The sequence below is a fragment of the Streptomyces sp. NRRL S-350 genome, assembly GCF_000719705.1.
Lineage (GTDB): Bacteria > Actinomycetota > Actinomycetes > Streptomycetales > Streptomycetaceae > Kitasatospora.
This window is the reverse complement of the sequence record NZ_JOHO01000011.1, coordinates 96,044-122,200: the sequence shown is the minus strand read 5'-3', so window position 1 is coordinate 122,200 and position 26,157 is coordinate 96,044. Positions and strand designations below refer to the sequence as shown.

Annotated in this window: 21 protein-coding genes and 1 pseudogene; 14 read left to right on the top strand and 8 right to left on the bottom strand. The window is 73.8% G+C overall.

Annotated elements, in window-relative coordinates:
- Positions 1 to 76: 76 nt before the first annotated feature.
- Positions 77 to 1,117: a class II fructose-bisphosphatase gene (gene glpX, locus IF30_RS0112995; protein ID WP_030236553.1), complete on the bottom strand. Its 1,041-nt coding sequence runs from the start codon at positions 1,115 to 1,117 to the stop codon at positions 77 to 79.
- A gap of 212 nt (positions 1,118 to 1,329) precedes the next feature.
- On the opposite strand from glpX, the gene IF30_RS0112990 reads away from it, so the two are divergent.
- Positions 1,330 to 1,866, top strand: a complete 537-nt coding sequence (locus tag IF30_RS0112990) for a DUF4245 domain-containing protein (RefSeq protein WP_234322694.1) — start codon at positions 1,330 to 1,332, stop codon at positions 1,864 to 1,866.
- Positions 1,867 to 1,936: 70 nt separating this feature from the next.
- On the opposite strand, the gene IF30_RS0112985 is transcribed toward IF30_RS0112990, so the two are convergent.
- The 4 genes from IF30_RS0112985 to IF30_RS0112970 form a co-directional block, all read right to left on the bottom strand.
- Positions 1,937 to 2,539 (bottom strand): malonic semialdehyde reductase, encoded by a 603-nt coding sequence (locus IF30_RS0112985; RefSeq protein WP_030236550.1) that lies wholly within the window; start codon positions 2,537 to 2,539, stop codon positions 1,937 to 1,939.
- A gap of 175 nt (positions 2,540 to 2,714) precedes the next feature.
- Positions 2,715 to 2,972, bottom strand: a complete 258-nt coding sequence (locus tag IF30_RS0112980; protein WP_051710084.1) for an exodeoxyribonuclease VII small subunit — start codon at positions 2,970 to 2,972, stop codon at positions 2,715 to 2,717.
- 105 nt (positions 2,973 to 3,077) lie between these two features.
- Positions 3,078 to 4,313 carry an exodeoxyribonuclease VII large subunit gene (gene xseA, locus IF30_RS0112975; RefSeq protein WP_030236546.1) on the bottom strand — a complete coding sequence of 412 codons (1,236 nt, stop codon included), beginning with the start codon at positions 4,311 to 4,313 and terminating at the stop codon, positions 3,078 to 3,080.
- 10 nt (positions 4,314 to 4,323) lie between these two features.
- Positions 4,324 to 5,736 (bottom strand): APC family permease, encoded by a 1,413-nt coding sequence (locus IF30_RS0112970; RefSeq protein ID WP_030236538.1) that lies wholly within the window; start codon positions 5,734 to 5,736, stop codon positions 4,324 to 4,326.
- Between the two features lie 109 nt (positions 5,737 to 5,845).
- Between IF30_RS0112970 and IF30_RS0112965 the strand changes: the two genes are divergently transcribed.
- Both IF30_RS0112965 and ppgK read left to right on the top strand, forming a co-directional pair.
- On the top strand, positions 5,846 to 6,820 hold the full coding sequence (locus IF30_RS0112965) for a 4-hydroxy-3-methylbut-2-enyl diphosphate reductase (RefSeq protein ID WP_030236536.1): 975 nt from the start codon (positions 5,846 to 5,848) through the stop codon (positions 6,818 to 6,820).
- A 130-nt stretch (positions 6,821 to 6,950) separates the two neighbouring features.
- Positions 6,951 to 7,697: a polyphosphate--glucose phosphotransferase gene (ppgK, locus tag IF30_RS0112960; RefSeq protein ID WP_030236534.1), complete on the top strand. Its 747-nt coding sequence runs from the start codon at positions 6,951 to 6,953 to the stop codon at positions 7,695 to 7,697.
- A gap of 96 nt (positions 7,698 to 7,793) precedes the next feature.
- Here the strand turns inward: ppgK and IF30_RS0112955 are convergent, their stop codons facing one another.
- Complete coding sequence (locus IF30_RS0112955; RefSeq protein ID WP_051710083.1) at positions 7,794 to 8,273, bottom strand: DUF6542 domain-containing protein; 480 nt, start codon at positions 8,271 to 8,273, stop codon at positions 7,794 to 7,796.
- A gap of 430 nt (positions 8,274 to 8,703) precedes the next feature.
- Between IF30_RS0112955 and ychF the strand changes: the two genes are divergently transcribed.
- The 3 genes from ychF (at position 8,704) to IF30_RS0112940 (ending at position 10,487) form a co-directional block, all read left to right on the top strand.
- Complete coding sequence (gene ychF / locus IF30_RS0112950; protein ID WP_030236530.1) at positions 8,704 to 9,777, top strand: redox-regulated ATPase YchF; 1,074 nt, start codon at positions 8,704 to 8,706, stop codon at positions 9,775 to 9,777.
- A gap of 177 nt (positions 9,778 to 9,954) precedes the next feature.
- Positions 9,955 to 10,236 (top strand): type II toxin-antitoxin system Phd/YefM family antitoxin, encoded by a 282-nt coding sequence (locus IF30_RS0112945; RefSeq protein ID WP_030236529.1) that lies wholly within the window; start codon positions 9,955 to 9,957, stop codon positions 10,234 to 10,236.
- A complete protein-coding gene (locus tag IF30_RS0112940; RefSeq protein ID WP_030236528.1) occupies positions 10,233 to 10,487 on the top strand; it encodes a Txe/YoeB family addiction module toxin in 255 nt (84 codons plus the stop codon). The genes IF30_RS0112945 and IF30_RS0112940 overlap by 4 nt, the downstream gene beginning before the upstream one ends.
- 274 nt (positions 10,488 to 10,761) lie before the next feature.
- On the opposite strand, the gene IF30_RS0112935 is transcribed toward IF30_RS0112940, so the two are convergent.
- Together IF30_RS0112935 and IF30_RS50785 are read right to left on the bottom strand one after the other, a co-directional pair.
- Positions 10,762 to 11,433, bottom strand: a complete 672-nt coding sequence (locus IF30_RS0112935) for an HAD-IA family hydrolase (RefSeq protein WP_030236527.1) — start codon at positions 11,431 to 11,433, stop codon at positions 10,762 to 10,764.
- A gap of 55 nt (positions 11,434 to 11,488) precedes the next feature.
- Positions 11,489 to 12,630: pseudogene (locus IF30_RS50785) on the bottom strand (dihydrofolate reductase family protein).
- 164 nt (positions 12,631 to 12,794) lie between these two features.
- Between IF30_RS50785 and IF30_RS0112920 the strand changes: the two are divergent.
- The 8 genes from IF30_RS0112920 to typA all read left to right on the top strand — a co-directional run bounded on the left by IF30_RS0112920 (position 12,795) and on the right by typA (position 26,044).
- The gene (locus tag IF30_RS0112920) at positions 12,795 to 13,613 is read left to right on the top strand and encodes a methyltransferase domain-containing protein (RefSeq protein ID WP_030236523.1); all 819 of its coding nucleotides are present in this window, start codon (positions 12,795 to 12,797) and stop codon (positions 13,611 to 13,613) included.
- Positions 13,614 to 13,825: 212 nt separating this feature from the next.
- On the top strand, positions 13,826 to 15,301 hold the full coding sequence (locus IF30_RS43465; protein ID WP_051710078.1) for a DUF4190 domain-containing protein: 1,476 nt from the start codon (positions 13,826 to 13,828) through the stop codon (positions 15,299 to 15,301).
- A gap of 166 nt (positions 15,302 to 15,467) precedes the next feature.
- Positions 15,468 to 15,671, top strand: a complete 204-nt coding sequence (locus IF30_RS0112910) for a hypothetical protein (RefSeq protein ID WP_030236517.1) — start codon at positions 15,468 to 15,470, stop codon at positions 15,669 to 15,671.
- A gap of 18 nt (positions 15,672 to 15,689) precedes the next feature.
- Positions 15,690 to 16,172, top strand: coding sequence for an NUDIX domain-containing protein (locus IF30_RS0112905; protein ID WP_078891361.1), 483 nt, complete (start codon positions 15,690 to 15,692; stop codon positions 16,170 to 16,172).
- A 139-nt stretch (positions 16,173 to 16,311) separates the two neighbouring features.
- On the top strand, positions 16,312 to 19,056 hold the full coding sequence (locus IF30_RS0112900; RefSeq protein WP_107054387.1) for a SpoIIE family protein phosphatase: 2,745 nt from the start codon (positions 16,312 to 16,314) through the stop codon (positions 19,054 to 19,056).
- A 323-nt stretch (positions 19,057 to 19,379) separates the two neighbouring features.
- Positions 19,380 to 21,989: a SpoIIE family protein phosphatase gene (locus IF30_RS0112895; RefSeq protein ID WP_078891360.1), complete on the top strand. Its 2,610-nt coding sequence runs from the start codon at positions 19,380 to 19,382 to the stop codon at positions 21,987 to 21,989.
- A gap of 92 nt (positions 21,990 to 22,081) precedes the next feature.
- Positions 22,082 to 23,902: an ABC transporter family substrate-binding protein gene (locus IF30_RS0112890; protein ID WP_078891359.1), complete on the top strand. Its 1,821-nt coding sequence runs from the start codon at positions 22,082 to 22,084 to the stop codon at positions 23,900 to 23,902.
- Positions 23,903 to 24,139: 237 nt separating this feature from the next.
- Entirely contained in the window at positions 24,140 to 26,044 is a 1,905-nt protein-coding gene (gene typA, locus IF30_RS0112885; protein ID WP_030236502.1) for a translational GTPase TypA, read from the top strand.
- The last annotated feature ends 113 nt before the right edge of the window (positions 26,045 to 26,157 follow it).

Sequence of the window (26,157 nt, the reverse complement as noted above, 5' to 3'; positions counted from 1 at the left end):
ACGCACCGCGGCCCCGGCGGAGGATTCCGCCGGGGCCGCGGTGTGCTGTGCGTGGGCGCCCTGGCCGTCGGGCGCGTCAGTTGGCGCGGTCGAAGTCGATCGCGCTGTAGGCCCGCAGCTTCGCGAGCTTGTGGGTGGAGTTGATCTCGCGGATCGTGCCGCTCTTGGAGCGCATCACCAGGGAGCTGGTGGTGGCGGTCTCCGAGCGGTAGTGCACACCGCGCAGCAGTTCGCCGTCGGTGATGCCGGTGGCGACGAAGAACACGTTCTCGCCGCTGACCAGGTCGTTGGTGGTGAGCACCCGGTCCAGGTCGTGGCCGGCGTCGAGGGCCTTCTGCCGCTCGGCGTCGTCCTTGGGCCACAGCCGGCCCTGGATCACGCCGCCCATGCACTTCATCGCGCAGGCCGCGATGATGCCCTCCGGGGTGCCGCCGATGCCCATCAGCAGGTCCACGCCGGTGCCTTCGCGGGCGGCCATGATGGCGCCGGCCACGTCGCCGTCGGAGATGAACTTGATCCGGGCGCCCGCCTCGCGGATCTCCCGGACCAGGCCGTCGTGGCGCGGGCGGTCGAGCACGACGACGGTGACGTCCTCGACGGCGCTGCCCTTGGCCTTGGCGACCCGGCGGATGTTGACCGCCGGCGGGGCGGTGATGTCGACGAACTCGGCGGCCTCCGGGCCGGCCACCAGCTTGTCCATGTAGAACACGGCGCTGGGGTCGAACATGGTGCCGCGGTCGGCCACGGCCAGCACGGCCACGGCGTTGTTCATGCCCTTGGCGGTGAGGGTGGTGCCGTCCACCGGGTCCACGGCGACGTCGCACTCGGCGCCCGTGCCGTCGCCGACCCGTTCGCCGTTGTAGAGCATCGGGGCTTCGTCCTTCTCGCCCTCCCCGATGACGACCACTCCGTTCATCGAGACGGTCGAGACGAGGGTGCGCATCGCCTTGACGGCGGCGCCGTCCGCGCCGTTCTTGTCGCCGCGTCCGACCCACCGGCCGGCGGCCATCGCGGCCGCCTCGGTGACCCGGACGAGCTCGAGCGCGAGGTTCCGGTCCGGAGCCTCGGGCGCGACCTCCAGGGCGCTGGGAAGATGGTGCGGGTACTGCGTGGTCATCGTCGTTACCTCTCTGTACGCGACGGCCAGTAAGCGCCCGACTACTGCCTGGTCGAACGCCGTGGTGAGGGTCCTGCGATCGTATCTGTCCACGAGATGACTGTCTGTGGCGCAGGTCGCCGTGCGGGCGGAAACCGCCCCTTCCTCCCGGTTCACCCGGACGTGGACCCCCGGGTGGCCGGGCCGCAACGGCGATGAGTCACCATGTGGGGGTGGCTGCAGAGAGCAAGGGCATGAGAGGCCGCCAGACCGTACGGGACATGGTCCTGTCGATGCTGGCGGTCGGTTTCGTCGTCTGGATCGGGTACCTGTTCCTCCCGCACGACGCCGACAGCGATCCGGTGCACGTGGTCGAGTACAAGGTGGCGGCGGCCAGCGCCAAGCGTGCCGCGCCCTACCCGCTGCTCTCCCCGGACGGGCTGTCCGACAAGTGGCGGGCCACCTCGGTCAGCTACCGGCCGGCGGACCAGAGCAACGGCAAGGGCAACGTCTGGCACCTGGGCTTCGTGACGCCCTCCGGCCAGTACGCGGCGGTCGAGCAGAGCGACGCGCCGCGCGACTCGCTCCTGGCCGACAAGGTCGCGGGCGGCGAGCCGGACGGCACCTCCGAGGTGGCCGGCCACGCCTGGGACCGGGTGCGGGGCGAGAAGGCCCGCGCGCTGGCCACCCAGACCGGCTCCGGGACCACCCTGCTCACCGGCACCGCGTCCTACGAGGAACTGGCCGAGCTGGCGCAGGCGCTCAAGTAGCGCGGCCGCAGGAACGCCGAAGGGCCCCGCACCGGTGCGAACCGGTGCGGGGCCCTCTCGCATGGGCGGGTCAGACCGTGGTGACGACCTGGTCGTACGCCAGGCGCGGCGAACGCGGGAACCAGGCGTCGTCGCCCGGCTTGCCGATGTTGACCACGGCCAGCACGGAGTGGTCGCCGTCGCCGAAGAACTCCTTGTCGATGCCCTCGGCGTCGAAGCCGGTCATCGGGCCCGCGGCCAGGCCGGCGGCGCGCACGCCGATGATGAAGTAGGCGGCCTGCAGGGCGCCGTTCAGCGAGGCGGACTGCTCGCGGACGGCACGCTCCGAGAAGAAGACGTCCTTGGCCTGCGGGAAGTGCGGGAACTGGGTCGGCAGCTCCTCGTGGAACTCGTTGTCCGCGGCCAGGATGGCGACCAGCGGCGCGGCGGCGGTCTTGGCCTTGTTGCCGTCCGCCAGGTGCCGGACGAGGCGCTCGCGGCCCTCGGCGGAGCGGACCAGGACGACGCGCAGCGGCTGCTGGTTGAAGGCGGTCGGGCCGAACTTGACCAGGTCGTAGATGGCCTGGATCTGCTCCTCGGAGACCGGCTCGTCGGTGAAGGTGTTCGCGGTGCGGGCCTCGCGGAACAGCAGGTCCTGAGCGGCGGCGTCGAGTACCAGGGCGTCGGTGGTCATGCTTCTGCACCTCATGCGGGAGGGGGTTCGTCGGAGTGGCCGGCCGGGGCCGATCACTCCCTCCAACATAGGTGAATTTTAAACGATTCCCCAAGGCAATGTGACCCGCATCACGCCGCCGGTGCGCCGCTCTCGGGCGGCTGTCGAGCGGCTTCGCGTGCGCCGCACGGTCGCCTCACCCACCGCCCGGGGCCCCGCCCTCCTCGGCGGCCAGCGCGGCGTCCAGCCGGGCTCGGGCGCCGTCCAGCCAGCGCTGGCACACCTTCGCCAGCTGCTCGCCGCGCTCCCACAGGGCCAGCGACTCCTCCAGCGACGTGCCGCCGTTCTCCAACTGCCGGACGACCTCCAGCAGCGCGTCCCGGGCGTGCTCGTAGCCCAGCGCGTCGTCCGGTGTCGGGGCCGCCGCGTCCTGCTGCTCCTGCTGCTCTGCCATGCGAGCCAGCGTAGGGGCTCGGACCGACAGCGGCGGCGCTCCTCGACCCCGCCCGGCCCCCGCTCGGCGCTCCTCGACCCCGCCCGGCGCTCCTCGACCCCCCTGCTAACGCTCCTCGACCGCCGCCTGCCCCTCCTCCGCCACCGTCACCGGGAAGCCGCCGCCCGCCACCCGGGCGCGCAGCCCCTCGCCGGGCGCGACCTGCGCCGGGTCGGTCACCACCGTGCCGTCCGTGCGCTGGAGCACCGCGTAGCCGCGCTCCAGGGTGGCCGCCGGGGAGAGCGCGACGACCCGCGCCAGGGTGTGCCCGAGATCGCTCTGCGCGTGGTCCAGCCGGTGCCGCAGGGTGCGCCGGGCCCGCTCCAGCAGTCCCTCCACCTCCTGCGCGCGGCCGTCCAGCATCCGGTGCGGGGCGGCCAGCGCCGGGCGGCTGCGCAGCCCGTCCAGCCCGTGCTGCTCGCGCTCGACCCGGGCCAGGACGTGCCGGCGGGCGCGGTCGCGCAGCTGGCGGACCTTGGCCAGCTCCTCGCCGACGTCCGGAACCACCCGTTTGGCGGCATCGGTCGGGGTGGAGGCGCGCAGGTCGGCGACGAAGTCCAGCAGCGGCTGGTCCGGCTCGTGCCCGATCGCGCTGACCACCGGCGTACGGGCGGCCGCGACCAGCCGCACCAGGCCCTCGTCCGAGAACGGCAGCAGGTCCTCCACGCTGCCGCCGCCGCGCGCCACGACGATCACGTCCACCTCGGGGTGCTCGTCCAGCTCCCGGACGGCCGCGCTCACCCGCTCCACCGCGCTGACCCCCTGCACCGGCACGTTGCGCACCTCGAAGCGGACGGCCGGCCAGCGCCGGCGGGCGTTCTCCAGCACGTCCCGCTCGGCCGCCGACCCGCGCCCGGTGACCAGGCCGACGCACTGCGGCAGGAACGGCAGCGGCCTCTTGCGCTCGGCCGCGAACAGGCCCTCCCCGGCGAGCCGCCGCTTCAGCTGCTCCAGCCGGGCCAGCAGTTCGCCCAGGCCGACCGGCCGGATCTCGGAGGCCCGCAGCGACAGCTGGCCGCGTGCCGCGTACCACTCCGGCTTGGCGTGCACGACGACCCGCGCGCCCTCCTGGACGACGTCCGCGACCTGCTCGAACACCGAGCGGAAGCAGGTCACCGTGAGCGACACGTCCGCCTGCGGGTCACGCAGGGTCAGGAACACCACGCCCGCCCCGGGCCGGCGGCTGAGCTGGGTGATCTGCCCCTCCACCCACACCGCGCCGAGCCGGTCGATCCAGCCGCCGATCAGCGCGGAGACCTTGCCGACCGGGAGCGGGGCTTCGGGGGAGCTGGTGTTGGCCATGCGTACGAGGCTAGCGGCGCCCGCCGACACCGTCGCCGCCCCGGCCGCCGCCGTCCCCACCGTCGCCGCCCCGGTCGGCGGTGCCCCGGCCGGCGGCGCCCTGGACGCCGAGCACCACCAGGCCGACCGCCAGCCAGACCAGTCCGACGAGCTGCGCGGTGGTCGAGGCCTCGTAGACCACCGCGCCGATCACCACGATCCCCAGCACGGGTACGACCACGTGCCGCAGGCGGTCCCGCGAGCCGTGCCGCACCGCGTACCAGCCGATCACGGAGGCGTGCAGCAGCGCGAAGGCGGTCAGCGCGCCCACGTTCACGACCGACGTCAGCTGGTCCAGGCCGTCGTCGCGGTCGGCCGCCCAGACCGCCGCCGCCATCGTGATCACCGCGGCCGTCAGCAGGGCGCGCCGCGGCACCGCGCTGGCCGGGTCGACCGAGCCGAGGACGCGCGGCAGCCGCCCGTCCCGGGCCATCGCGAAGACCAGCCGCCCGGCGGCCGCCTGCCCGGCCAGTGCCGCGAAGGCCGCGCCGACGGCCTTGCTGGCCGCCACCAGCACGTGCAGCCAGTGCCCGACGCCGGTCTCCACGGTGTCGTAGAAGGCCGAGCCCTGCGCCGCCGGGGTGGCGGCCAGCTGCTGCGGGCCCATCGGTTCCAGCACCGCCGCCAGGTAGGTCTGCGCGACGAACAGCACTCCGGCCAGGGCGAGGCACCAGAGCACCGCCCGGGCCACCGCCGCGGAGGCGCCGACCGCCTCCTCGACGAAGGTCGCGATCGCGTCGAAGCCCAGGTAGGAGAGCACCGCGACGGAGACCGCCGAGACCACGGCGGTCAGCGAGAAGCCGCCGACGGCGGTGAACGGGGTGTCCCAGCCGCGCCGGGCGCCGTCCTGGGCCAGCGCCACCACGGCCGCGACCGTGAACACCGCCAGGACGGCGATCTCCATCGCGAGCACCGCGAAGCCGACCGCCGCTGCCGTCCGCACCCCGGCCAGGTTGAGCGCGGTGGTCACCACGACCGCGATCGCCGTCCACAGCCAGCGCGGGACGCCCGGCACCAGCGAGTGCAGGGCGATGCCGGAGAACAGGTAGGCCACCGCTGGGATCAGCAGGTAGTCGAGCATCGCCATCCACCCGGCGACGAACCCCGGGCCCTCGCCCAGCCCGGCCCGCGCGTAGGCGAACACCGAGCCGGTCTGCGGCACGGCGCGCACCATCTGGGCGTACGAGAAGGCGGTGAAGCCCATCGCCACCGTGGCCGCCAGGTAGACCGTGGCGACGGCGCCGTGGCTCTTGGCGTCCAGCACGCCGAACACGCCGACCGGGGCCATCGGGGCGATGAACAGCAGCCCGTAGACCATCAGATCGCGGACGCTCAGACTGCGGCGCAGGCCGCTCGGCGTCGCCTGCTCGCTCACTGCGCTCATAGACACAGCATTTGAGCACTCGTGACCGGGCCTGTCCGGAAAGCGCCCGCCGTCGGCGCGGCTCCCCGTCCCGGGCGGCGCCGCACGCGGTCGCCCGTACGATGGAGCCATGTCCAACACCGCGCAGCGCCGTGTCCTGCTCGCCGCCCCCCGGGGCTACTGCGCGGGCGTCGACCGCGCCGTGATCGCCGTGGAGAAGGCCCTGGAGCAGTACGGGGCCCCCATCTACGTCCGCAAGCAGATCGTCCACAACAAGTACGTGGTGCAGACCCTGGAGAAGAAGGGCGCGATCTTCGTCGACGAGACGGAGGAGGTGCCCGAGGGCTCGATCGTGGTCTTCTCCGCGCACGGCGTCGCCCCGTCCGTCCACGACGAGGCCCGGGCCGGCAAGCTCGCCACCGTCGACGCCACCTGCCCCCTGGTCACCAAGGTGCACAAGGAGGCCGTCCGCTTCGCCGACGAGGGCTACGACATCCTGCTGGTGGGCCACGAGGGCCACGAGGAGGTCATCGGCACCATGGGCGAGGCCCCGGACCGGATCCACCTGGTGGACGGCGCCGAGGACGTCGCCAACGTACGGGTCCGGGACGAGTCCCGGGTGGTCTGGCTGTCCCAGACCACCCTGTCGGTGGACGAGACCATGGCCACCGTCGGCGAGCTGAAGAAGCGCTTCCCGGCGCTGGTCAGCCCGCCCAGCGACGACATCTGCTACGCGACCCAGAACCGCCAGGTCGCCGTCAAGCAGCTGGCCCCCGAGACCGACCTGCTGATCGTGGTCGGCTCCAAGAACTCCTCCAACTCCGTCCGCCTGGTCGAGGTCGGCCTGGAGTACGGCGCCAAGGCCGCCCACCTGGTGGACTTCGCCGAGGAGATCCAGGAGGAATGGCTGGAGGGCGTCGCCACCGTCGGCCTGACCAGCGGCGCCTCGGTGCCCGAGATCCTGGTCGACGGCGTGCTCGAATTCCTGGCCGCACGCGGTTACGACACGGTCGAGACGGTCAAGACGGCCGAGGAGCACCTGATCTTCTCGCTGCCCAAGGAACTCCGCCGCGACCTGCGCGCCGAGGCGGCGGGCAAGCTCTGACGCCTCCGCGGAGCCCGGTGTCCCGCGCGGGACACCGGGCTCTCTGCTGTGCGGAGCCGTGCGCCCTCTCGTATTTTTGTTCACAGGCTGTGGACAAGCGGGTCCGCGGGCACGGCGGAGGGTGGACGTGATGACGGCGGTATTCGGCGTGGACATCGGCGGCTCGGGGATCAAGGGCGCGCCGGTCGACCTCGCCCGGGGAGCGCTCACCGAGGAGCGCTACAAGGTGCTGACCCCGCAACCGTCCGCCCCCGAAGCCGTGGTCGCCGCAGTCCGCGAGGTGGTCCGCCACTTCGACCACCAGGGCCCGGTCGGGCTGACCTTTCCCGGCGTGGTGGTCGGCGGCCGGACCAGGACCGCCGCCAACGTGGACAAGGGCTGGATCGACCTGGACGCCGCGGGGCTCTTCCGCGAGGCGCTCGACCTGCCCACGACCGTCCTCAACGACGCGGACGCGGCCGGCCTCGCCGAGGTGACCCACGGCGCCGGGCGGGACCAGGCCGGCGTGGTCATGGTGCTCACCTTCGGCACCGGCATCGGCAGCGCCCTCCTCGTCGACGGCGTGCTGGTGCCCAACACCGAACTGGGCCACCTGGAACTGCGCGGCAAGGACGCCGAGCGCCGGGCCTCCTCCGCGGCCAAGGACCGGCACGAGCTGACCTGGGAGCAGTGGGCCGGGCGGGTCGACGAGTACCTGGACCACGTGGAGATGCTGTTCTCGCCGCAGCTGATCGTGATCGGCGGCGGCGTGAGCCGCAAGCACGACAAGTTCCTGCCGCTGCTGAAGGACCGCGAGGCGCGGGTGGTGCCGGCGGAGCTGCGCAACGACGCGGGCATCGTCGGGGCCGCCATGGCAGCGGCCCGGGCGGCGGGCTGAGGTCCGGGCGCCCCGGGCCCCGGGCGGTCGCATGCTCCGGGTGGGGCGGGCGGTCCGGGTGGGTCGGACGGTCCGGGTGGGTCGGACGCTCCGGCCTCAGCGGGAGCGGTGGATCCGGCGCTGGGCGACGAAGCGGGCCAGCACGATCAGCGCGGCCAGCCCGGTGCCGGAGAACAGCCAGCCGGCCCGCAGCGCCAGCCCGGTCGCCAGCGTGACCACCTGCGCGGTGAAGCCCGACGAGCCGACCGGCGCGAGCAGCAGCAGCGCCAGGGCGAAGGCGATCGGCCCGCTGATCGGCGCGGCCAGCAGGTCGGCGAAGCGGACGCGGACGGCCAGCTGGAAGCAGACCACCAGGTAGCCGAGGCCGAACAGCCAGCCGAGATCGTCGAAGAGCAACCGGTCCGCGCCCGCCACCGCGACCGTGGCCAGGGTGGCGACCACGCCGGTGCCGACGGCCGTCAGCCGGGTCGGCCGGCCCGTCCGGCGCCGCCCGTACAACTGCGCGCCGCCGCGCCCGCGCAACGGCAGGCGCAGCCGCGGGGCGGCCGGACGGACGGCGTCGGGCGGGCCGGCCACCGGGCGCAGCCGGGACGAGGGAGCGGGCCTCGCGGAGGCCCCGCCGGTCTCGGGAGCCCGGCCTGGACCGGGGACGGCGGCTGCGGCCGCGCCGTTCGGCGGACGGCGTCTGGGCCCTGGCGGCTGGGTACGGATCCTCTGCTCCACCCGCCCAACGTACGGTCCGATCATCGCCACACTGTGTAATGGACCGTTCAGGTCCTGGTCCGTGTCTCCGGACGGCGTAGTCGTGTGATCGTCGCTCGGACGGGTCGTCCTGCTCGGCCACCGGCCGCTTCCACACCGCCGGCAGGCCCGGCGACCGGCCCGAACCGCCGGGCCCCGGGCGGTGTCGACCGACGAGTCGGGCCCCGCGGGCGCTGCCCGTAGACTTGGGGGTCGGCCCGCACGGTGCCGACCCAACTCCTCCAAGCCCCCGGGACTGCGCTTCATGTCGCTCACGATCGGAATCGTCGGCCTGCCGAACGTCGGCAAGTCGACCCTGTTCAACGCCCTGACCAAGAACGACGTGCTGGCGGCCAACTACCCGTTCGCCACCATCGAGCCGAACGTCGGCGTGGTCGGCGTCCCGGACGCGCGGCTGGCCAAGCTCGCCGAGATCTTCGGCTCCCAGCGCATCCTCCCGGCCACCGTCGACTTCGTCGACATCGCAGGCATCGTGCGGGGCGCCAGCGAGGGCGAGGGCCTGGGCAACAAGTTCCTCGCCAACATCCGCGAGTCCGACGCGATCTGCCAGGTCGTGCGCGCCTTCACCGACCCGGACGTGGTGCACGTGGACGGCAAGGTGTCGCCCAAGGACGACATCGAGACCATCCACACCGAGCTCATCCTCGCCGACCTCCAGACCGTCGAGAAGGTCCTGCCGCGGCTCCAGAAGGAGGCGCGCCTCAAGAAGGACACCGCCCCCGTGCTGGCCGCCGCCGAGGCCGCGCAGGCGATCCTGGAGACCGGCAAGACCCTCTTCGAGGCCGGCTTCGACACCGCCCCGATCCGCGACCTGCACCTGCTGACCGCCAAGCCCTTCCTCTACGTCTTCAACGTCGACGAGGAGGAGCTGGCCGACGAGGACTTCAAGAACGCCCAGCGCGAACTGGTCGCCCCCGCCGAGGCGATCTTCCTCAACGCCAAGATCGAGTCCGAGCTGATCGAGCTGGACGACGACGAGGCCCTCGAACTCCTCCAGTCCATGGGCCAGGAGGAGCCCGGCCTCGCCACCCTCGCCCGGGTCGGCTTCGACACCCTCGGCCTGCAGACCTACCTGACGGCAGGCCCCAAGGAGACCCGCGCCTGGACCATCAAGAAGGGCGCCACCGCCCCCGAGGCCGCCGGAGTCATCCACACCGACTTCCAGAAGGGCTTCATCAAGGCCGAGGTGATCTCCTTCCACGACCTGGTCGAGGCCGGCTCCATCGCCGAGGCCCGCTCCAAGGGCAAGGCCCGCATCGAGGGCAAGGACTACGTCATGCAGGACGGCGACGTGGTCGAGTTCCGCTTCAACGTGTGAGCGTTTGATTACTTTGAGATAGATCGATCTGTCAAACGAGCAGGTCGGACGGGGCCCACCTCCCTTGAGGTGGGCCCCGATCCCTTTTCCGTGCTGACTTGGTGCTGACTTCTTCGGCCCGTCGCATTCACTTGAGTGGTACGTTATGTGGTACTAGTCGTGGAGGGAGTTCAGTCGATGTCGATCACTGCCAGCGAGGCGCGCAAGGCTCTCTTCCCGTTGATCAAGAAGGTCAACGACGATCACGAGGCCATTGAGATCGTCTCCAAGCACGGAAATGCCGTGCTCGTCTCGGCCGAGGACTATGCCGCCTTGCGTGAAGGCTCCTACCTGTTGCGCTCTCCCGTGAATGCCCGCCGCTTGCTCAAGGCGTATGAGAACGCCCTTGGCGGCATAGGGCTTTCCGAGCGGGAGCTCATCCACCCTGATGCGGCGGATGGCGAGAAGGGTGCCGCGTGAGGCTCGTCTTCGAGGAGACCGGCTGGGAGGACTACACCTCCTGGCTCAAGAGCGACCGCAAGATGCTCGCTCGGATCAACAAGCTCATCGAGGACGTGTTGCGCGACCCGTTCACTGGCATTGGCAAGCCCGAGCCACTGAAGTACCACTTGCCCGGGGCCTGGTCGCGGCGGATCGACGACGAGCACCGTCTCGTCTACTTGGTGACGGACCGGGAGATCATCGTTCTGGCCGCCCGCTACCACTACTGATGGCTGGCTGCGAGTTCGAGTCACCGTGCTGATTCTGTGCTGACTTGGGCCGCCGGGATCGGCATCTTCGCAGGTCACAGCCTTGTGATGGACGTTCCGCTTCAATATGTGATCAGTTCGCTACTTCGTGTCACTTGATCTGGCAAGTGTGCAGGTCGGGGAGGGTCGGACTCCATGGAGCCCGACCCTCCCCCACTCGCCGGTGAACGCCCGCCGGCTGCTCGGGGCGTACGAGAACGTCCTCGGCGGCATGGTTTCGAAGGCGGTTCGGTGTTCATTCCCCGCAGTCGACGGTGATGGTGAGCAGGCCGTCCGGGGTTGCGGTGACGGTGACGGCGGTGAGGGTGTCGGCGTGGGCGTCCGGGTGGTGGGCGGCGGCGCGGGGGCCGATGCCGAGGACGCGCGTTCCGGCGGCCCTGGCGGCGGCGATGCCGGCACCGGAGTCCTCGAGGGCGAGGCAGTCGGAGGGGGCGAAGCCGAGGGCGGCGGCGCCCTTGAGGAAGCCTTCCGGGTCCGGCTTGCTGGCGCCGACGGACTCGGCGGTGACCAGGACGGGCGGCAGGGGCAGGCCGGCGGCGTGCATCCGGATCCGGGCGAGCGGCTGGTCGGCGGAGGTGACCAGGGCGTGCGGGAGGCCGGCCAGTGAGGCGAGGAAGGCGGGCGCGCCGGGGATCGGGACGACGCCTTCGGTGTCGGCGCGTTCCTCGTCGAGCATCCGCTCGTTCTCGGCGAGGTTGACCTCGGCGGGGCGGTCGGGCAGGAGGGCGGCCATGGTGGCGTGGCCCTGGCGTCCGTGGGCGACGGCGAGCACCTCGGCCGGCTCCAGGCCGTGCCGCTCGGCCCAGCGGCCCCAGCAGCGTTCGACGACGGCGTCGGAGTTGACCAGGGTGCCGTCCATGTCCAGGAGGAGGGCGCGGGCGGTCAGCCGGACGGGGGCGGCGGGCATGGGGGCTCCTGGGTGGGACGAACGCGAGCTGTTTGTTCCTTAATGATACAAAACATCAGCCGAGCAGGTGGGCGTTGACCGCACGGGCCTCCGCGGCCAGCTCCGGCAGCTCCACCACCTCGACGCCGGCCGCCTCCAGCAGCGCCGTCCCCTGGCAGGCGGCCACGAACAGGTCCGGCTCGCGCCAGGCGACCACCACGCGCGGGACGCCCGCCGCGATGAGCAGCCGGGCGCACGGGACCGGGCGCGAGGCGCGCTGCCCGCAGGGCTCCAGCGAGCTGTAGACGGTCGCCGTGCGCAGCCGGGGGTCGCCGGCCGGGAGCTTGGCCAGGGCCGCCTCCTCGGCGTGGTCGTGCGCGTCCGCCTCCCGGCTGTACCCCTGCGCCAGCACCTCGCCGTCGGCGCCGACGATCACCGCGCCGACCGAGAAGGCCGTCCCGGACGGCGGGCAGCGGCGGGAGAGTTCGACGGCCCGGCGCAGGTGGTCGAGGTCGGTGGTCGTGTGGCGGTTCACGGCGCGGGCTCCTTGGGGGCGTACCTGAGCAGGACGACGTCGCCCACGGTACGTGCCTCCAGCAGTCGCATCCGCCGGGTCGGCCCCCCAGGGAACGCCGCCGGGCGGACGAACCGGGGCGCCTCGGCCTGGCCGACCAGCAGCGGGGCGACGGCCAGCTGCAGCTCGTCCGCGAGGCCCCGGGCGAGGAACTGGGTGTGCACGCCCCCGCCGCCCTCGACCATCAGCCGCCGCACGCCGCGCGCGCCGAGGTCGTCCAGCACCGCGCCGAGGTCCACCGCGCCGCCGAGCGCGACCACTTCGGCCAGCCCGTCCAGCCGGGGGCGCAGCGCGGTCGCCCCGGCGTCGGTGGTGTAGACGACCTTGGCGCCGCCGGTGTGCCAGAACCGCAGCTCCCCGTCGAGGGCGCCGCTCGCGCTGAGCGTCACCTTGAGCGGGTGCTCGGGCCGGCCGGCGGCCAGTCGGGCGGCCCGGCGAGCGGGGTCGTTGACCAGCAGGCGCGGGTTGTCGGCGCGCAGGGTGTTGCCGCCGACCAGGACCGCGTCGGCGGCCGCGCGCTCCCCGTCCACCCGGTCGAAGTCGGCGGCGTTGGAGAGCAGCAGCCGGTCGGCGGAGGCGTCGTCGAGGTGGCCGTCGAGCGAGACGGCGGCGCTCAGCAGGACGAAGGGGCGCGGGCCGGGCATGGGCGGGGACCGTTCTGTCGGGGGCGCCTCCACGGTACGGCGGCCGGGGGCGGGTGGCGCCTCGGATGGTCGACAGGTGAGACGGATCTTCTCGGCATGCGGGACGAGGAGTAGCGTCGGAGGCCTCGGAGCACGGAAGGCCGACCACACCCCAGGGGGATCCCATGTCCGGACCGCAGCCCGCCGCCGTCTACACCCACGGCCACCAGGAGGCCGTGCTGCGCTCGCACCGCTCCCGTACCGCCGCCGACTCGGCCGCCTACCTGCTGCCCGAACTGCGCCCCGGCCAGGCGCTGTTGGACATCGGCTGCGGACCCGGAACGATCACCGCCGACCTGGCCGAGCTGGTCGGCCCGGACGGCCGGGTGGTGGCCGTGGACACCTCTGCCGAGGTGCTGGAGCAGGCCGCCGGACACGTGGCCGCGCGCGGCCTGTCCAACGTCGTCTTCGAGCGCGCCGACGTCCGCCGACTGCCCTACCGGGACGGGGAGTTCGACGTCGTGCACGCCCACCAGGTGCTGCAGCACGTGGCCGACCCGGTGGCCGCGCTGCGCGAGATGCGGCGGGTGGTGGCCCCCGGCGGGGTGGTCGCGGCGCGCGACGTCGACTACGCCTCGATGACCTGGTTCCCCGAGGTGCCCGCGCTGGACCGGTGGCTGGAGCTGTACCGGCGGACCGCCCGCGCCAACGGCGGCGAGCCGGACGCCGGTCGGCGGCTGCTGTCCTGGGCGCGTGCGGCCGGCTTCGCCGAGGTCACCGCGGGCGCCACCACCTGGACGTATGCGACGCCCGAGCAGCGCGCCTGGTGGGGCGGGATGTGGGCGGACCGGGTGACCGGCACGGCGCTGGGCCGGACGGTGGTGGAGCGGGGCTACGCGGACCCGGGCGAGCCGGAACTGATCGCGGCCGGCTGGCGGGAGTGGAGCACCGCCGGTGACGGCTGGTTCTCGATGCTGCACGGTGAGATCCTGGCCCGCGGCTGATGCCGGGGCCTGGGGCCTGGGGCTGAGGCCTGAGGCGGGGCATCGGCCTGAGCGCTGAGCGCTGAGCGGACGGCGGGGGCCGGGTGGGCGCGGGCAGGCGTTCGGAAAGATCGGGTAAAGTCGCGCGACCGTTCACATCGGGCCCGTTCGGGCCCGAGCCATGGCGCCGAACGCCGAGCCGATGCCCGCTCCGGCGGGTTGGGGGAGTCCACGTGTCCAAGCCTGAGCCCGAGCTGCTCGCCCCGGCGGCGGACGAGCCCGCGCGGACGGGGCCGGATTCGGGGCCGCACCCGGGTACGGACACCGGCGCGGGCCCGGCGGCGGGCCAGGACCCCCGGGTGGACTTCCGCAAGGAAGCCGTCGATCCCGCGCAGGCCCCTGGGACGACGCCCGTCGACACCCCGCCGCCCGCGCCCGCGCCCGCGCCCGCGCCCGCACCCGTCGACCCCTGGGCCGCCCCCGAGCCGCCCGCTCCCGCGCCCCCGCAGGCCGTCCACCCGCAGGCCGTGCACCCGCAGGCCGTCCCCCTGCCGTCGTCGGCTCCGCCCCAACCGCCGCACCCGCTGCCCGCGGGCGGCTGGGCCTCCGTCACACCCGCCGCGCAGTCCGGCTTCCGCCCGGGCCCCCCGTACGGTCCGGGCTTCCCCCCGGCCGCCGCCCCCAGCAACGGCTTCGCGATCGGCTCCCTGGTGACCGGCCTGGTCCTGGTGGCGCCGCTGGCCCTGGTGTTCGGCATCGTGGCGCTGGTCCAGATCAACCGCCGCAAGGAGCGCGGCTTCGGCATGGCGGTGACGGGTCTGGTGCTCGGCACGATCGGCACGCTGCTGCTCGCCCTGCTCCTCGGGGCGGGGGACTTCGGCTCCGCCCGCCCCGGCCGGTTCGGCCAGGCCCCGCACGCGCCGGCCGGCTCCGTCCACTGGTCCGCGCTCAAGGCGGGCGACTGCTACAGCTCCCCCGAGGGCGGTTCGGTGACCGGCGGGGACGGCGACGAGACGGTGTACTGGGTGCGCCGGGTCGCCTGCTCCGAGCCGCACCACGGCGAGGTGGCCGGCACCGCCGGGCTCCCGGTCAGCAACGGCCCGTACCCGGGCGAGGGCGAGGTCCGCGAGTCGGCCGTCCAGTTGTGCCGCAAGGTGCTGGACGACTACGCCCTGGACCAGTGGGCCGTCCCGGACGGCATGGGTGACGTCTACCTGTACCCGACCGCCGTCAACTGGGCGGCCGGCGAACGGTACGTCACCTGCGGCTTCGAGGACCGCGAGGACCAGCACCGGGGCACGGTCCGCACCGACCGGGGCAGCCTGACCGCGCCTCAGCTGGCCTACCTGGAAGCCGTCCGGGGCTTCGACGGCACCTTCCTGGACCAGCCCAAGAAGGACGTCTCCGCCGCGGAGGCCGACTACCGGGCCTGGGCCGGGCGGATGGCCGCCGCCTCCCGCACCGAGGCCGCCGCGCTGGGCGGGTCGGCCGCGAGCTTTCCGGCCGACGTCCAGCCGAAGATCGCCAAGCTGGCCGACGCCCAGTCGCAGGCGGCCGCCGTCTGGGACGCCGCGGCCTCCGGCCACGACCTGGACGGTGACCTGCGCCGGGCCAGGACGCTGGTGGCCAAGACGGTGCCGATGTCCGTGGAGATCCGCCGCACGCTCGGCCTGCCCACCGGCGAGCAGGCGCCCGACCTTCGGGTCTGAGCCGCCGCGGCCGCGGTTACCGGCCGTTAACCGCGGCCGTACCTGCCGGAAGCGCGCCCGGCGTAGCGTCCCCGTCGTGCCCCCGGCCCGACCCCCACGCGAGCCGGGGGCGCGACGGCGTCCGGAACCGGCCCCACGCCCGGTGCGCGCCGGATACCCTCCCGCCATGGGCACCTACCGGGTGATGCGGCAGGACGACAGCGGCAACCGGTTCCTGGTCGCGGCGGACCTGGACCGGGCCGGGGCGCAGCGGCTGGCCGCCGAGTTCGAGGCGCGCGGCCACAAACAGCTGTACTGGGTCGAGGAGGCCGGGGCGGCGCGGCCGGCCCGGGTGGCCGGCTCCGACGACGGCGCACCGCGCAACGCCTGAGGCCGTAGGGTCGGGCCCATGGACGCCACGCACGCCACGCACGCCGCACAGCCCGTGGAGCGGGCCGCCGACCGCCCCGCGGAGCCCCGGATCGTGGTCGGCGGCGCTCTGGTCCGCGACGGCCGGGTGCTCGCCGCCCGCCGCAGCGCGCCGGAGGCGGTGGCCGGGCGGTGGGAGTTCCCGGGCGGGAAGGCCGAGCCCGGCGAGACCGAGGCGCAGGCGCTGGAGCGCGAACTGCTGGAGGAACTGGGCGTCCGGGCGCGTGCGCTGTCCCGGCTGCCCGGCGCGTGGGCCGTGCGCCCCGGCCTGGAGCTGCGGTTCTGGGCCGCCGAACTGCTGGCCGGCGAGCCGCGTGCGCTGCAGGACCACGACGCGCTGCGCTGGCTGGGCCCGGACGAGCTGGACGCCGTCGACTGGATCGATCACGACCGGGACGTGCTGCCGCACGTCGCCGGGCTGCTGACCAGGCCGGGAACGGGCGACGCGCAGTCCGCCGGGTAGGTCAATCGGACAAGTGGAGTCGACGGCCGGGATAGCCTGGGTTCTGCTGGGTATGTCACTTTTCGGCACTATTCGTCACCATCGGTGAGCCGTCCCCAGCCGGCGACGCCGATCCCGACCAGAGCCGGAGGCCTCCTCGGTGTCGAGTACCGGGAACGGCGGCGGGGGAGAGCGGCGGGCAGGCAGCGCGGGGAGCGCCGCCGCCCGCGCCCGGCTGCGCCGCGCCGCCCGTCCGGCCGCCTCCCAGCCGTCGACCGGGCGCCGGCGGGGCACCGTCACCGCCCCCGAGGCCGCGCGGCCCGCCCAGCCGGCGCCGACCCTGGCGCTGCCCGAGGCGGGAGCCCGGAGCGGCCTGCGCAGCCGCCCCGGCCGGCCGTTCCCCGGCGGGCCCGGCGACACCCCGAGCGGCCTGGGTGCCCCGGCGGAGGGCAGCCTGCTCGACATGCTCAAGGTCGCCATCGCGATCCTGGACACCGCGGGCCGGGTGGTGCTCTGGAGCCCGGCCGCCGAGGAACTGCTCGGCTGGCCGAACGAGCTGCTGGTCGGCCGCCGGATCGACGAGCTGATCGCCGACCAGGAGCAGGTCGGCCGGATCCGCGCCGCGATCCAGGACACCCTGCGGAACGGGCGCTGGGCCGGCCACGCCGAGCTGCGCGACCGGGACGGCGTGCCGATCGCCGTGGACGCCCGGATCTCCCTCCTGGTCGACGGGGACGGCACCCCGTTCCTGCAGGTCAGCCTGGCCGAGGAGGAGGCCGTACGGGCCATCGAGCGGGACCTCGCGGTGCGCGACGCACTGTTCGAGCAGTCCCCGCTCGGCATCGCCATCCTGGACACCGGACTGCGCTACACCGCCGTCAACCAGACCCTCGCCGAGATGAACGGCGTCGCCCTGGAGGACCACGTCGGCCGCACCACCGGCGAGACCCTGCCGGAGCGGGCCGCCGACGAGATCACCGCCATCCAGCGCCAGGTGCTGGCCACCGGCGAACCGGTCATCGACGTCACCCTGGCCTCCCCGGTCACCACCCGGGCCGGCTACCGCTCGATCTCCTACAGCCGGATGACCGACCGCTCCGGCCGGGTGCTCGGCATCTCCGGCACCGTGATGGACGTGACCGAGCGCTACCGGGCCGTCGCGAAGGTCGAGCACGCCCGGCGCAGGCTCTCGCTGCTCAACGAGTTCGGCTCCCGGGTCGGCGACCTGCTGGACGCCTCCCGGATCGCCCAGGAGCTCGCCGGCTCGGTCGTCCCCCGGCTCACCGACCACTCGGCGGTGATCCTCCTCCAGGCCGTCGCGCACGGCGACGACCTGCCCCGGCACGGCCACGACCGGCGCACCTCGCTGCTCCAGCTCGGCACCGCCTCCGTCCAGGACGGCCCCGAGGTCGACGTGATGCTGCGCCGCGGCGCCCGGATCACCTTCGCCGAGGACTCCGCCTGCGGCCGGGTGCTGCGCACCGGTGTGCCCGAACTGCTCTCCGGCGCCGACCAACTGGACGACGTCACCTACCCCGGCGACCCCAAGATGCAGGCCGCCCGCGACCTCGGCGTGCACTCGATGCTGGTCGTCCCGCTGCGCGCCCGGGGCATCGTGATCGGTCTGCTGCTGGTCAGCCGGGCCGGCTACCGGGAGGGCTTCGACCGGGACGACCTCGCCTTCACCGTCGAGCTGGCCGACCGGGCCGGCAGCTCGCTGGACAACGCCCGCCTCTACGCCCGCGAGCGCACCGCCGCGCTCACCCTGCAGCGCACCCTGCTCCCGCAGCAGGTCCCGCAGCCCACCGGCGTCGAGGTGGCCTACCGGTACGTGCCCGGAAGCAGCGGCACCGAGGTCGGCGGCGACTGGTTCGACGTCATCCCGCTGCCCGGCGACCGCACCGCCCTGGTGGTCGGCGACGTGATGGGCCACGGCCTGCGGGCCGCCGCCACCATGGGCCGGCTGCGCACCGCCGTCCGGGTGCTGGCCGCCCTCGACCTGCCGCCGGACGTCCTCCTGCGGCACGTCCACGAGCTGGCCGACGACCTCGCCCAGGGCCCCGACGAGGCGCTGCTCGCAACCTGCATCTACGCGGTCTTCGACCCGGCGACGGCCAGGCTGACCGTCGCCAAGGCCGGGCACATCCCGCCGGTGCTGGTGGTGCCCGGCGAGGAGCTGAAGGAGCCGACCCGCACCGGTGGCCCGCTGCCCGGCGGCGCCGGCCGGATCCTCGACCTGCCCTCCGGCGCCCCGCTCGGCGTGGGCGGAGTGCCGTTCGAGTCGATCGAACTGAAGATCCCCGAGGGCAGCCTGCTCGCGCTGTGCACCGACGGCCTGGTCGAGTCCCGGGACAAGGACCTGGACGTCGGCCTCGGCCGGCTGCTCACCGTCCTCCAGCAGTCGCACGCCTCCATCCAGGCCGCCTGCGAGGCGGTGCTCGACACCATGGAGCAGGGCCGTGAGCCGGACGACGTCGCGCTGCTGCTGGCCCGGCTGGGCCACGGCCAGGCCGGCACCCCGACCGCCGGCTGGACCCTGCCCGCCGAGCCCACCGCCGTCTCCCGGGCCCGCCGGCTGGTCCGCTCCACGCTCGCCGAGTGGCACGTCGAAGCGCTCACCGACACCGCCGAGCTGCTGGTCAGCGAGCTGGTCACGAACGCCGTCCGGTACGCCAGCGCCCCGATCGGGGTGCGGCTGACGCTCGGCGAGACGCTGCTGGTCGAGATCTCCGACCCGCTGCCCGACCCGCCCCGGGAGCGGCACGCGGCCGAGGCCGACGAGGGCGGCCGGGGCCTGGAGCTGGTCCGCCGGCTGGCACTGCGCTGGGGAGCCCGGGCCGAGGGGATCGGCAAGGTGGTCTGGTTCGAGCAGGCGCTGGAGGGTAGTGAGCCCGACGAGTCGTGAGCCGCGAGCCGCGAGCCGCGAGCCGCGAGTCGCAGGCGGGCGGCCGTGAGCGGTGAGCCGTCAGCCGTCAGCCGTCAGCCGGGAGCCGAAGAGGGCCGGCCGGAGCGCCAGGAGAGCGGTGCCGCATATGCCATCGGGGGCCCGGGGGGAGCGCACGCTCCGGCAGGGGGCGCGAGCGTGGCATTGTGGTTGCGCGGGCGATAGGACAAAAACCTTCGCCCGATCTGATGTTGTGATGTTGAGGGCGTGTGAACGTACCCCTCGATGATGAATACTCGGTCTTCTCGACATCCGGACGGTCGCGGGTTGGAGGGGTCGGTCCGTTGAACAGCACTCCGGCGCGGAGCGCGCCGAGCAGCAGCGGTCATGCCGCCGTACCCGGGCAGGCCGGTTCCCCGCACCTGCCCGTGCCGGCGGCCCTGCCCGGCGGCGACGCCGTGCGCCGCGGCGGCCACCCCGCCGCCGAGGCCCGGTCGTGGGGCGCGGGCGACCCCGGCTCGATCTACGACTACATCCGGGTCGCCACCTTCGCGATCGGCCCCGACGGGCGGATCAGCCAGTGGAGCGAGCGCGCCGCCGAGTTCTTCGGCGTCCCCGCCGCCGAAGCCGTCGGCGCCGACCCGATCACCACCTTCGTCCCCCGTGAGCTCTGGCAGCGCGGCCGCGCCCGGCTGGAGCGCACCCTCGCCGGCGAGGAGTGGGTCGGCACCGCCCCCTACCGGGAAGCCGGCGGCAGCGAAGGCCTCGCCGAGCTCTACCTGATGCCCGACAGCGCCCTGCCCACCGCGGGCGCCACCTGCCTGGCCGTCGACCTCGGACGGCTGCGCCGGATCGAGACCGACCTCGCCGCCTCCGAGGCCGTCTTCGGGCAGACGCCCACCGGCTTCGTGCTGTTCGACGACCGGCTGCGGCTCCAGCGGGTCAACGACGCCTTCGCCTCCGGCATGGGCCTCGTCCCCGCCGACCTGGAGGGCCTCACCGCGCACGACCTCTTCCCGTCGTCCGAGGCCGACCGGCTCGCCGCCGCCCTGCGCAAGGTCCTCGCCACCGGCGAACCCGTCTTCGACCTGCGCTTCCACGCCGCCGTCCCGACCCGCGAGGGCAACCGGCTCTGGGCCGTCTCGCTCTACCGCCTCAACGGCGCCGCCGGGCAGCCCACCGGCGTCGCCGGGCAGGTCTCCGACGTCACCAGCCGGCACGTCGCCGAGCGCGAGGCCGACGGCGTGCGCCGCAACCTCGCCCTGCTCAACGAGGCCAGCGCGCACATCGGCTCCACCCTCGACCTGGAGACCACCGCCAAGGAACTGCTGGACGTCGTCGTCCCCCCGTTCTGCGACCTCGCCACCGTCGACCTGTACACCGCGCTGCTCTCCGGCGAGACCGTCCCCAGCGCCGGCCGGCTCGGCGACACCGTGCTCACCGACGGCAGCGGCGAACTGCGCCGGGTCGCCGTCTCCAGCGTGATCGGCGGCGCCTCCTCGGTGCTCGGCTCCGTCACCGGCCTGCCCATCGCCGAAGCCGGCGGCACCCTCTGTTACCCGCGCCGCTCCCCGCACGCCCGGGCGCTGCGCACCGGCCGCAGCGTCGTCCCCGAGCCCGGGCGCGACCCGCTGCTGCGCTCCACCCTGATCGTCCCGCTCGTCGCCCGCGACCAGGTGCTCGGCCTCGTCCAGCTTTCCCGCGCCATCGGCAGCGAGCCCTTCGACGCCCGCGACGTCGCGATCGCCGAGGAACTCGTCGCCCGCGCCGCCGTCTGCATCGACAACGCCAGGCTCTACCGCCGCGAGCACGAGCGCGCGCTGATCCTCCAGCGCAGCCTGCTGCCCCCGGGCAACCCGGCCGCCAGCGGCCTGGAGATCGCCTGCCGCTACCTGCCCAGCAACAACAACACCGAGGTCGGCGGCGACTGGTTCGACGTCATCCCGCTGCCCGGCAACCGCACCGCGCTGGTCATCGGCGACGTGATGGGCCGCGGCCTGCGCGCCGCCGTCGCCATGGGCCAGCTGCGCACCGCCGTCCGCACCCTCGCCATGCTCGACCTCGACCCCGCCGAGGTGCTCGGCGCCCTGGACGAGATCGCCCGCGGCCTCGGCGACGACTCCGTGCCGGCCGGCCCCCCCACCCCGTACGGGCGGCTCACCTCGACGGCCGACGAAGAGGCCCGCGAGGTCTACCTGGCCACCTGCGTCTACGCGGTCTACGACGCCGTCACCCGCCGCTGCGTCTTCGCCAACGCCGGCCACCTGCCGCCCGTCCTGCTCAGCCCCGGCGAGAGCGCCCGGACGCTCGACGTGCCGCCCGGCCTGCCGCTCGGCGTCGGCGGCGAGCCCTTCGAGGAGGTCGAGTTCCTCCTCCCGGACGGCGCCGTGCTCGCCCTCTACACCGACGGCCTGGTGGAGAGCCGCAAGCACCAGCTCGACGAGGGCCTGCGGGCCTTCCGCGCGGCGCTCTCCGCCGAGGGCAAGGGCCTGGAAGACCTCTGCGACCACGTGCTCGGCGAGCTCAACCCGCACCACGGCGAGGACGACATCGCCCTGCTGATGGCCCAGGTCCACGGCTTCCCCGAGGACGCCGTCGGCCAGTGGTTCCTGCCCCCCGAGCCCACCTCCGTCGCCAAGGCCCGCGAACTGGCCTGCAGCTGGCTGCTGGCCCGAGGGCTGGACGAACTGGTCGACACCACCGAACTGCTGGTCAGCGAACTGGTCACCAACGCGCTCAAGCACGGCCGGGGCGAGATCCGGCTGCGGCTGCTGCGCGATCGCGGCCTGGTCTGCGAGGTCTGGGACGACGGCTACGCCCAGCCCCGGCAGCGGCGCGCCCAGGAGACCGACGAGGGCGGGCGCGGCCTGCAACTGGTCAGCCTGCTGGCCGAGCGCTGGGGCAGCCGCCGCACGCCCAAGGGCAAGATCGTCTGGTTCGAGCTGGCCCTGTAGCCACCCGGCCGGTGGGCCGAACGGGTGCAGTCACCCACGGCCCACCGTGTCGATCCGGGCCCGGCCGACGGGCGCGGCGTTCGATGGCCGCCATGCGCGTCCGCCAGCTCACCGCCGCAGCCGCCGCGCTGCTGATCGCCGCCGGCCTCGGCGGCTGCTCCGACGGGCACACCCCCGCCCGGACCCCCGCCCCCGTACCCGTCCGGGCCGACCCCACGGCCCGCACCGGGGACGTCACGCCCGCCGACCGCACCGCCGTCCGGGCCGGCGGAACGCTGCGCTGGGCGGTGGACCGCACCCCGGCCACGCTGAACGTCTACCAGGGCGCGGCGACCGCCGACTCGGCACTGATCGCCCACGCGCTGTACCCCTCGCTGTTCCGGCCCGACGAGCACGGCCGACTCGCCCCCGACCCGGACTACCTGGCCGGCGCCGAGTCCACCCCGCCCGGGCAGCAGCCGCAGGTCGTCACCTACCGGCTCAACCCGCGCGCCGTCTGGAGCGACGGCACCCCGCTCAGGGCCGCGGACCTCGCCGCGCAGCGGGCCGCGCTCTCCGGCCTGGACCCGGCCTACCGGGGCGGGCACCCCGCCGGGTACGACGCCATCGACTCGATCACCCAGGGCGCCGACCCGCACGAGGTACGCGTCACCTTCCGGCGGCCCTACGCCGAATGGCGCTCGCTGTTCGCGCCGCTCTACCCGGCCGCCGACACGGCCACGCCCGACGCCTTCAACCGGGCACTGACCGGCGGGACACACCCCAGCGCCGGGCCGTACAACCTCTCCCGGTACGACACCGAGGGCGGGCGGGTCAGCCTGGAACGCAACCCGCGCTGGTGGGGCGACGTGCCCAAGACCGACCGGATCGACTTCCTCTCCACCCAGCCCGAGCAGCGGCTCGACGCGCTCGACCGGAACCGGCTGGACATCGCCCCGCTCACCACCGCGGTGGACCGGGCGGCGGCGCCGGCGCCCACCACGGCCACCCCGGGCGCAGGGCCCACCACGGCCACCCCGGGCGCAGCGCCGCCCGCGGCCGCGCCCGAGGCATCGGCGCAGGCCCTGCGGCGGGCCCAGGCCCTGCCCGGCATCACCGTGCACCGGGCCGCCGCGGCCTCACTCACCCAGCTCACCGTCAACGCCGCCCGGACCCCGCTCACCGACCCGGCGGTCCGTCGGGCGCTGGCCCGGGCCGTCGACCGGCGGCGGATCGCCGAGGCCGCGCTCACCCCGCTCGGCCTGCCCGCCGTGCCGCTCGGCAACCACCTGCTCGCCGCGGACCAGGACGGCTACCGGGACAACAGCGCGGCGGCCGGACCGCCGGACGCGGCCCGGCAGCTGGACGAGGCGGGCTGGAAGCGGCCCCCGGGCGGGGGCACCCGGACGAAGGACGGCAGGGAACTCGCGCTCACCCTGCTCGTCCCGGCCGGCTCGGCGACCGCCAAGCGCACCGCCGACGCGCTCACCGCCGTCCTCGCCGAGTCCGGGATCGCGGTCAGCCCGGTGACCGCGCCCGCCGAGACCTTCGTCCGGGACCGCCTGGCCGCCGGCGACTACGACCTCGCACTCTTCTCCTGGCCCGCCGGCCCCAGCCCGGCGAGCGAGCAGCGCCCCGCCTACGCCAAACCCCGCCCCGACCTCGACGGCGCGCTCGACCCGGGCACCAACTACGGCCGCAGCGGCACCGACGAGATCGACCGGCTCTTCGACCGGGCCGGCGCCGAGCCGGACCCGGCGGCCCGGCTGGACCTGCTGCAGCAGGCCGACGTACGGATCTGGCAGCTCGGCCACTCGGTGCCGCTGTACCAGCGCCCGGAGCTGGTCGGCGTGCGGAACGGCGTGACGGGCGCGGGCGCCTTCGGCTTCGCCTGGCCGCGCTTCCAGGACCTGGGGTGGGCCCGGGCCTCGTAGGGCGCCCCGGAGCCGGACGACGGGCGCCCACCTGTGATCTTGATCCCGCCCGACCTGCTCGTTTCCGCCCACCTGGGGGCTTCCCCGTACGATAGGAGGAAGCCGAGGCATGTCCATATGCCCGGCGGGTGGACCGGTAGTAGCAGGCGGAACGGGCGGCGGCGATCGACAGGGATCGCAAGTGCGCGTCACGCAGCCGGGCGCCGCAACCCACGATTCCGGGAGAATCCGCAAGGCATGCCCACGCGCAACGACATCCGTAACGTCGCCATCGTCGCCCACGTAGACCACGGCAAGACCACGCTGGTCGACGCCATGCTCAAGCAGGCCGGCGCCTTCGCCGCCCACCAGCACCTCGACGACCGCATGATGGACTCGAACGACCTGGAGCGCGAGAAGGGCATCACCATTCTCGCGAAGAACACCGCGGTCAAGTACCACCCGAAGGATGGTGGCGCGCCGATCACCATCAACATCATCGACACCCCGGGCCACGCCGACTTCGGTGGCGAGGTCGAGCGCGGCCTGTCGATGGTGGACGCGGTCGTCCTGCTGGTCGACGCCTCCGAGGGGCCGCTGCCGCAGACCCGCTTCGTGCTGCGCAAGGCGCTGAGCGCGCGGCTGCCCGTCATCCTCTGCATCAACAAGACCGACCGTCCGGACTCCCGGATCGACGAGGTCATCAACGAGACCTACGACCTGTTCCTGGACCTGGACGCGGACGAGGACCAGATCGAGTTCCCGATCGTCTACGCCTGCGCCCGTGACGGCGTCGCGTCGCTGACCAAGCCGGAGAACGGCACCGTGCCGGCGGACAGCACCAACCTGGAGCCGTTCTTCTCCACCCTGCTGGAGCACGTCCCGGCCCCGGCGTACGACGAGGACGCCCCGCTGCAGGCGCACGTCACCAACCTGGACGCCGACAACTTCCTCGGCCGCATCGCGCTGCTGCGCGTCGAGCAGGGCGAGCTGCGCAAGGGCCAGACCGTGGCCTGGATCAAGCGTGACGGCACGATGCAGAACGTCCGCATCTCCGAGCTGCTGATGACCGAGGCGCTCACCCGCAAGCCGGCCGAGGTGGCGGGCCCCGGTGACATCTGTGCCGTCGCCGGCATCTCCGACATCATGATCGGCGAGACCCTGGCCGACCCGGAGAACCCGGTCGCGCTTCCGCTGATCACGGTGGACGAGCCGGCCATCTCGATGACCATCGGCACCAACACCTCGCCGCTGGTCGGCCGTGGCGGCAGCGGCAAGGGCGCGGACGCCAAGTCCGGTGCCAAGGTGGACCGCAAGGTCACCGCCCGCCAGGTGAAGGACCGCCTGGACCGCGAGCTGATCGGTAACGTCTCGCTGCGCGTGCTGGACACCGAGCGCCCGGACGCCTGGGAGGTGCAGGGCCGCGGTGAGCTGGCGCTGGCCATCCTGATCGAGACCATGCGCCGCGAGGGCTTCGAGCTGACCGTCGGCAAGCCGCAGGTGGTCACCAAGGAGGTCAACGGCAAGACCCACGAGCCGGTCGAGCGCCTCACGGTGGACGTGCCGGAGGAGCACATGGGCGCGGTCACGCAGCTCATGGGCATCCGCAAGGGCCGGATGGACAACATGTCCAACCACGGCTCGGGCTGGGTCCGGATGGAGTTCGTCGTCCCGTCCCGCGGTCTGATCGGCTTCCGGACCGAGTTCCTCACCAACACCCGCGGCACCGGCATCGCGCACTCGATCCACGAGGGCCACGAGCCGTGGTTCGGCACCCTGACCACCCGCAACAACGGTTCGCTGGTCGCCGACCGGGCCGGCGTGGTGACCGCCTTCGCGATGACCAACCTGCAGGAGCGCGGCGTGCTCTTCTGCGAGCCGGGCACCGAGGTGTACGAGGGCATGATCGTCGGTGAGAACTCGCGTGCCGACGACATGGACGTGAACATCACCAAGGAGAAGAAGCTCACCAACATGCGGTCGTCGAACGCCGACGTGGCCGAGTCGATCGTCCCGCCGCGCAAGCTCTCGCTGGAGCAGTCGCTGGAGTTCTGCCGCGAGGACGAGTGCATCGAGGTGACTCCGGAGACGGTTCGCATCCGTAAGGTCGTCCTCGACCAGAAGGACCGCGGACGCACTGCCTCGCGCGCCAAGAAGGCGTGATCCGGACGCACTGAACGGCCATTGGCCGGAATGATTCGCCCCCCTTTCCCATGGAGAGGGGGGCGAACTTTTTCAACTACTCCAAGTTGTCGGGGCGGCTATTAACGGAATAG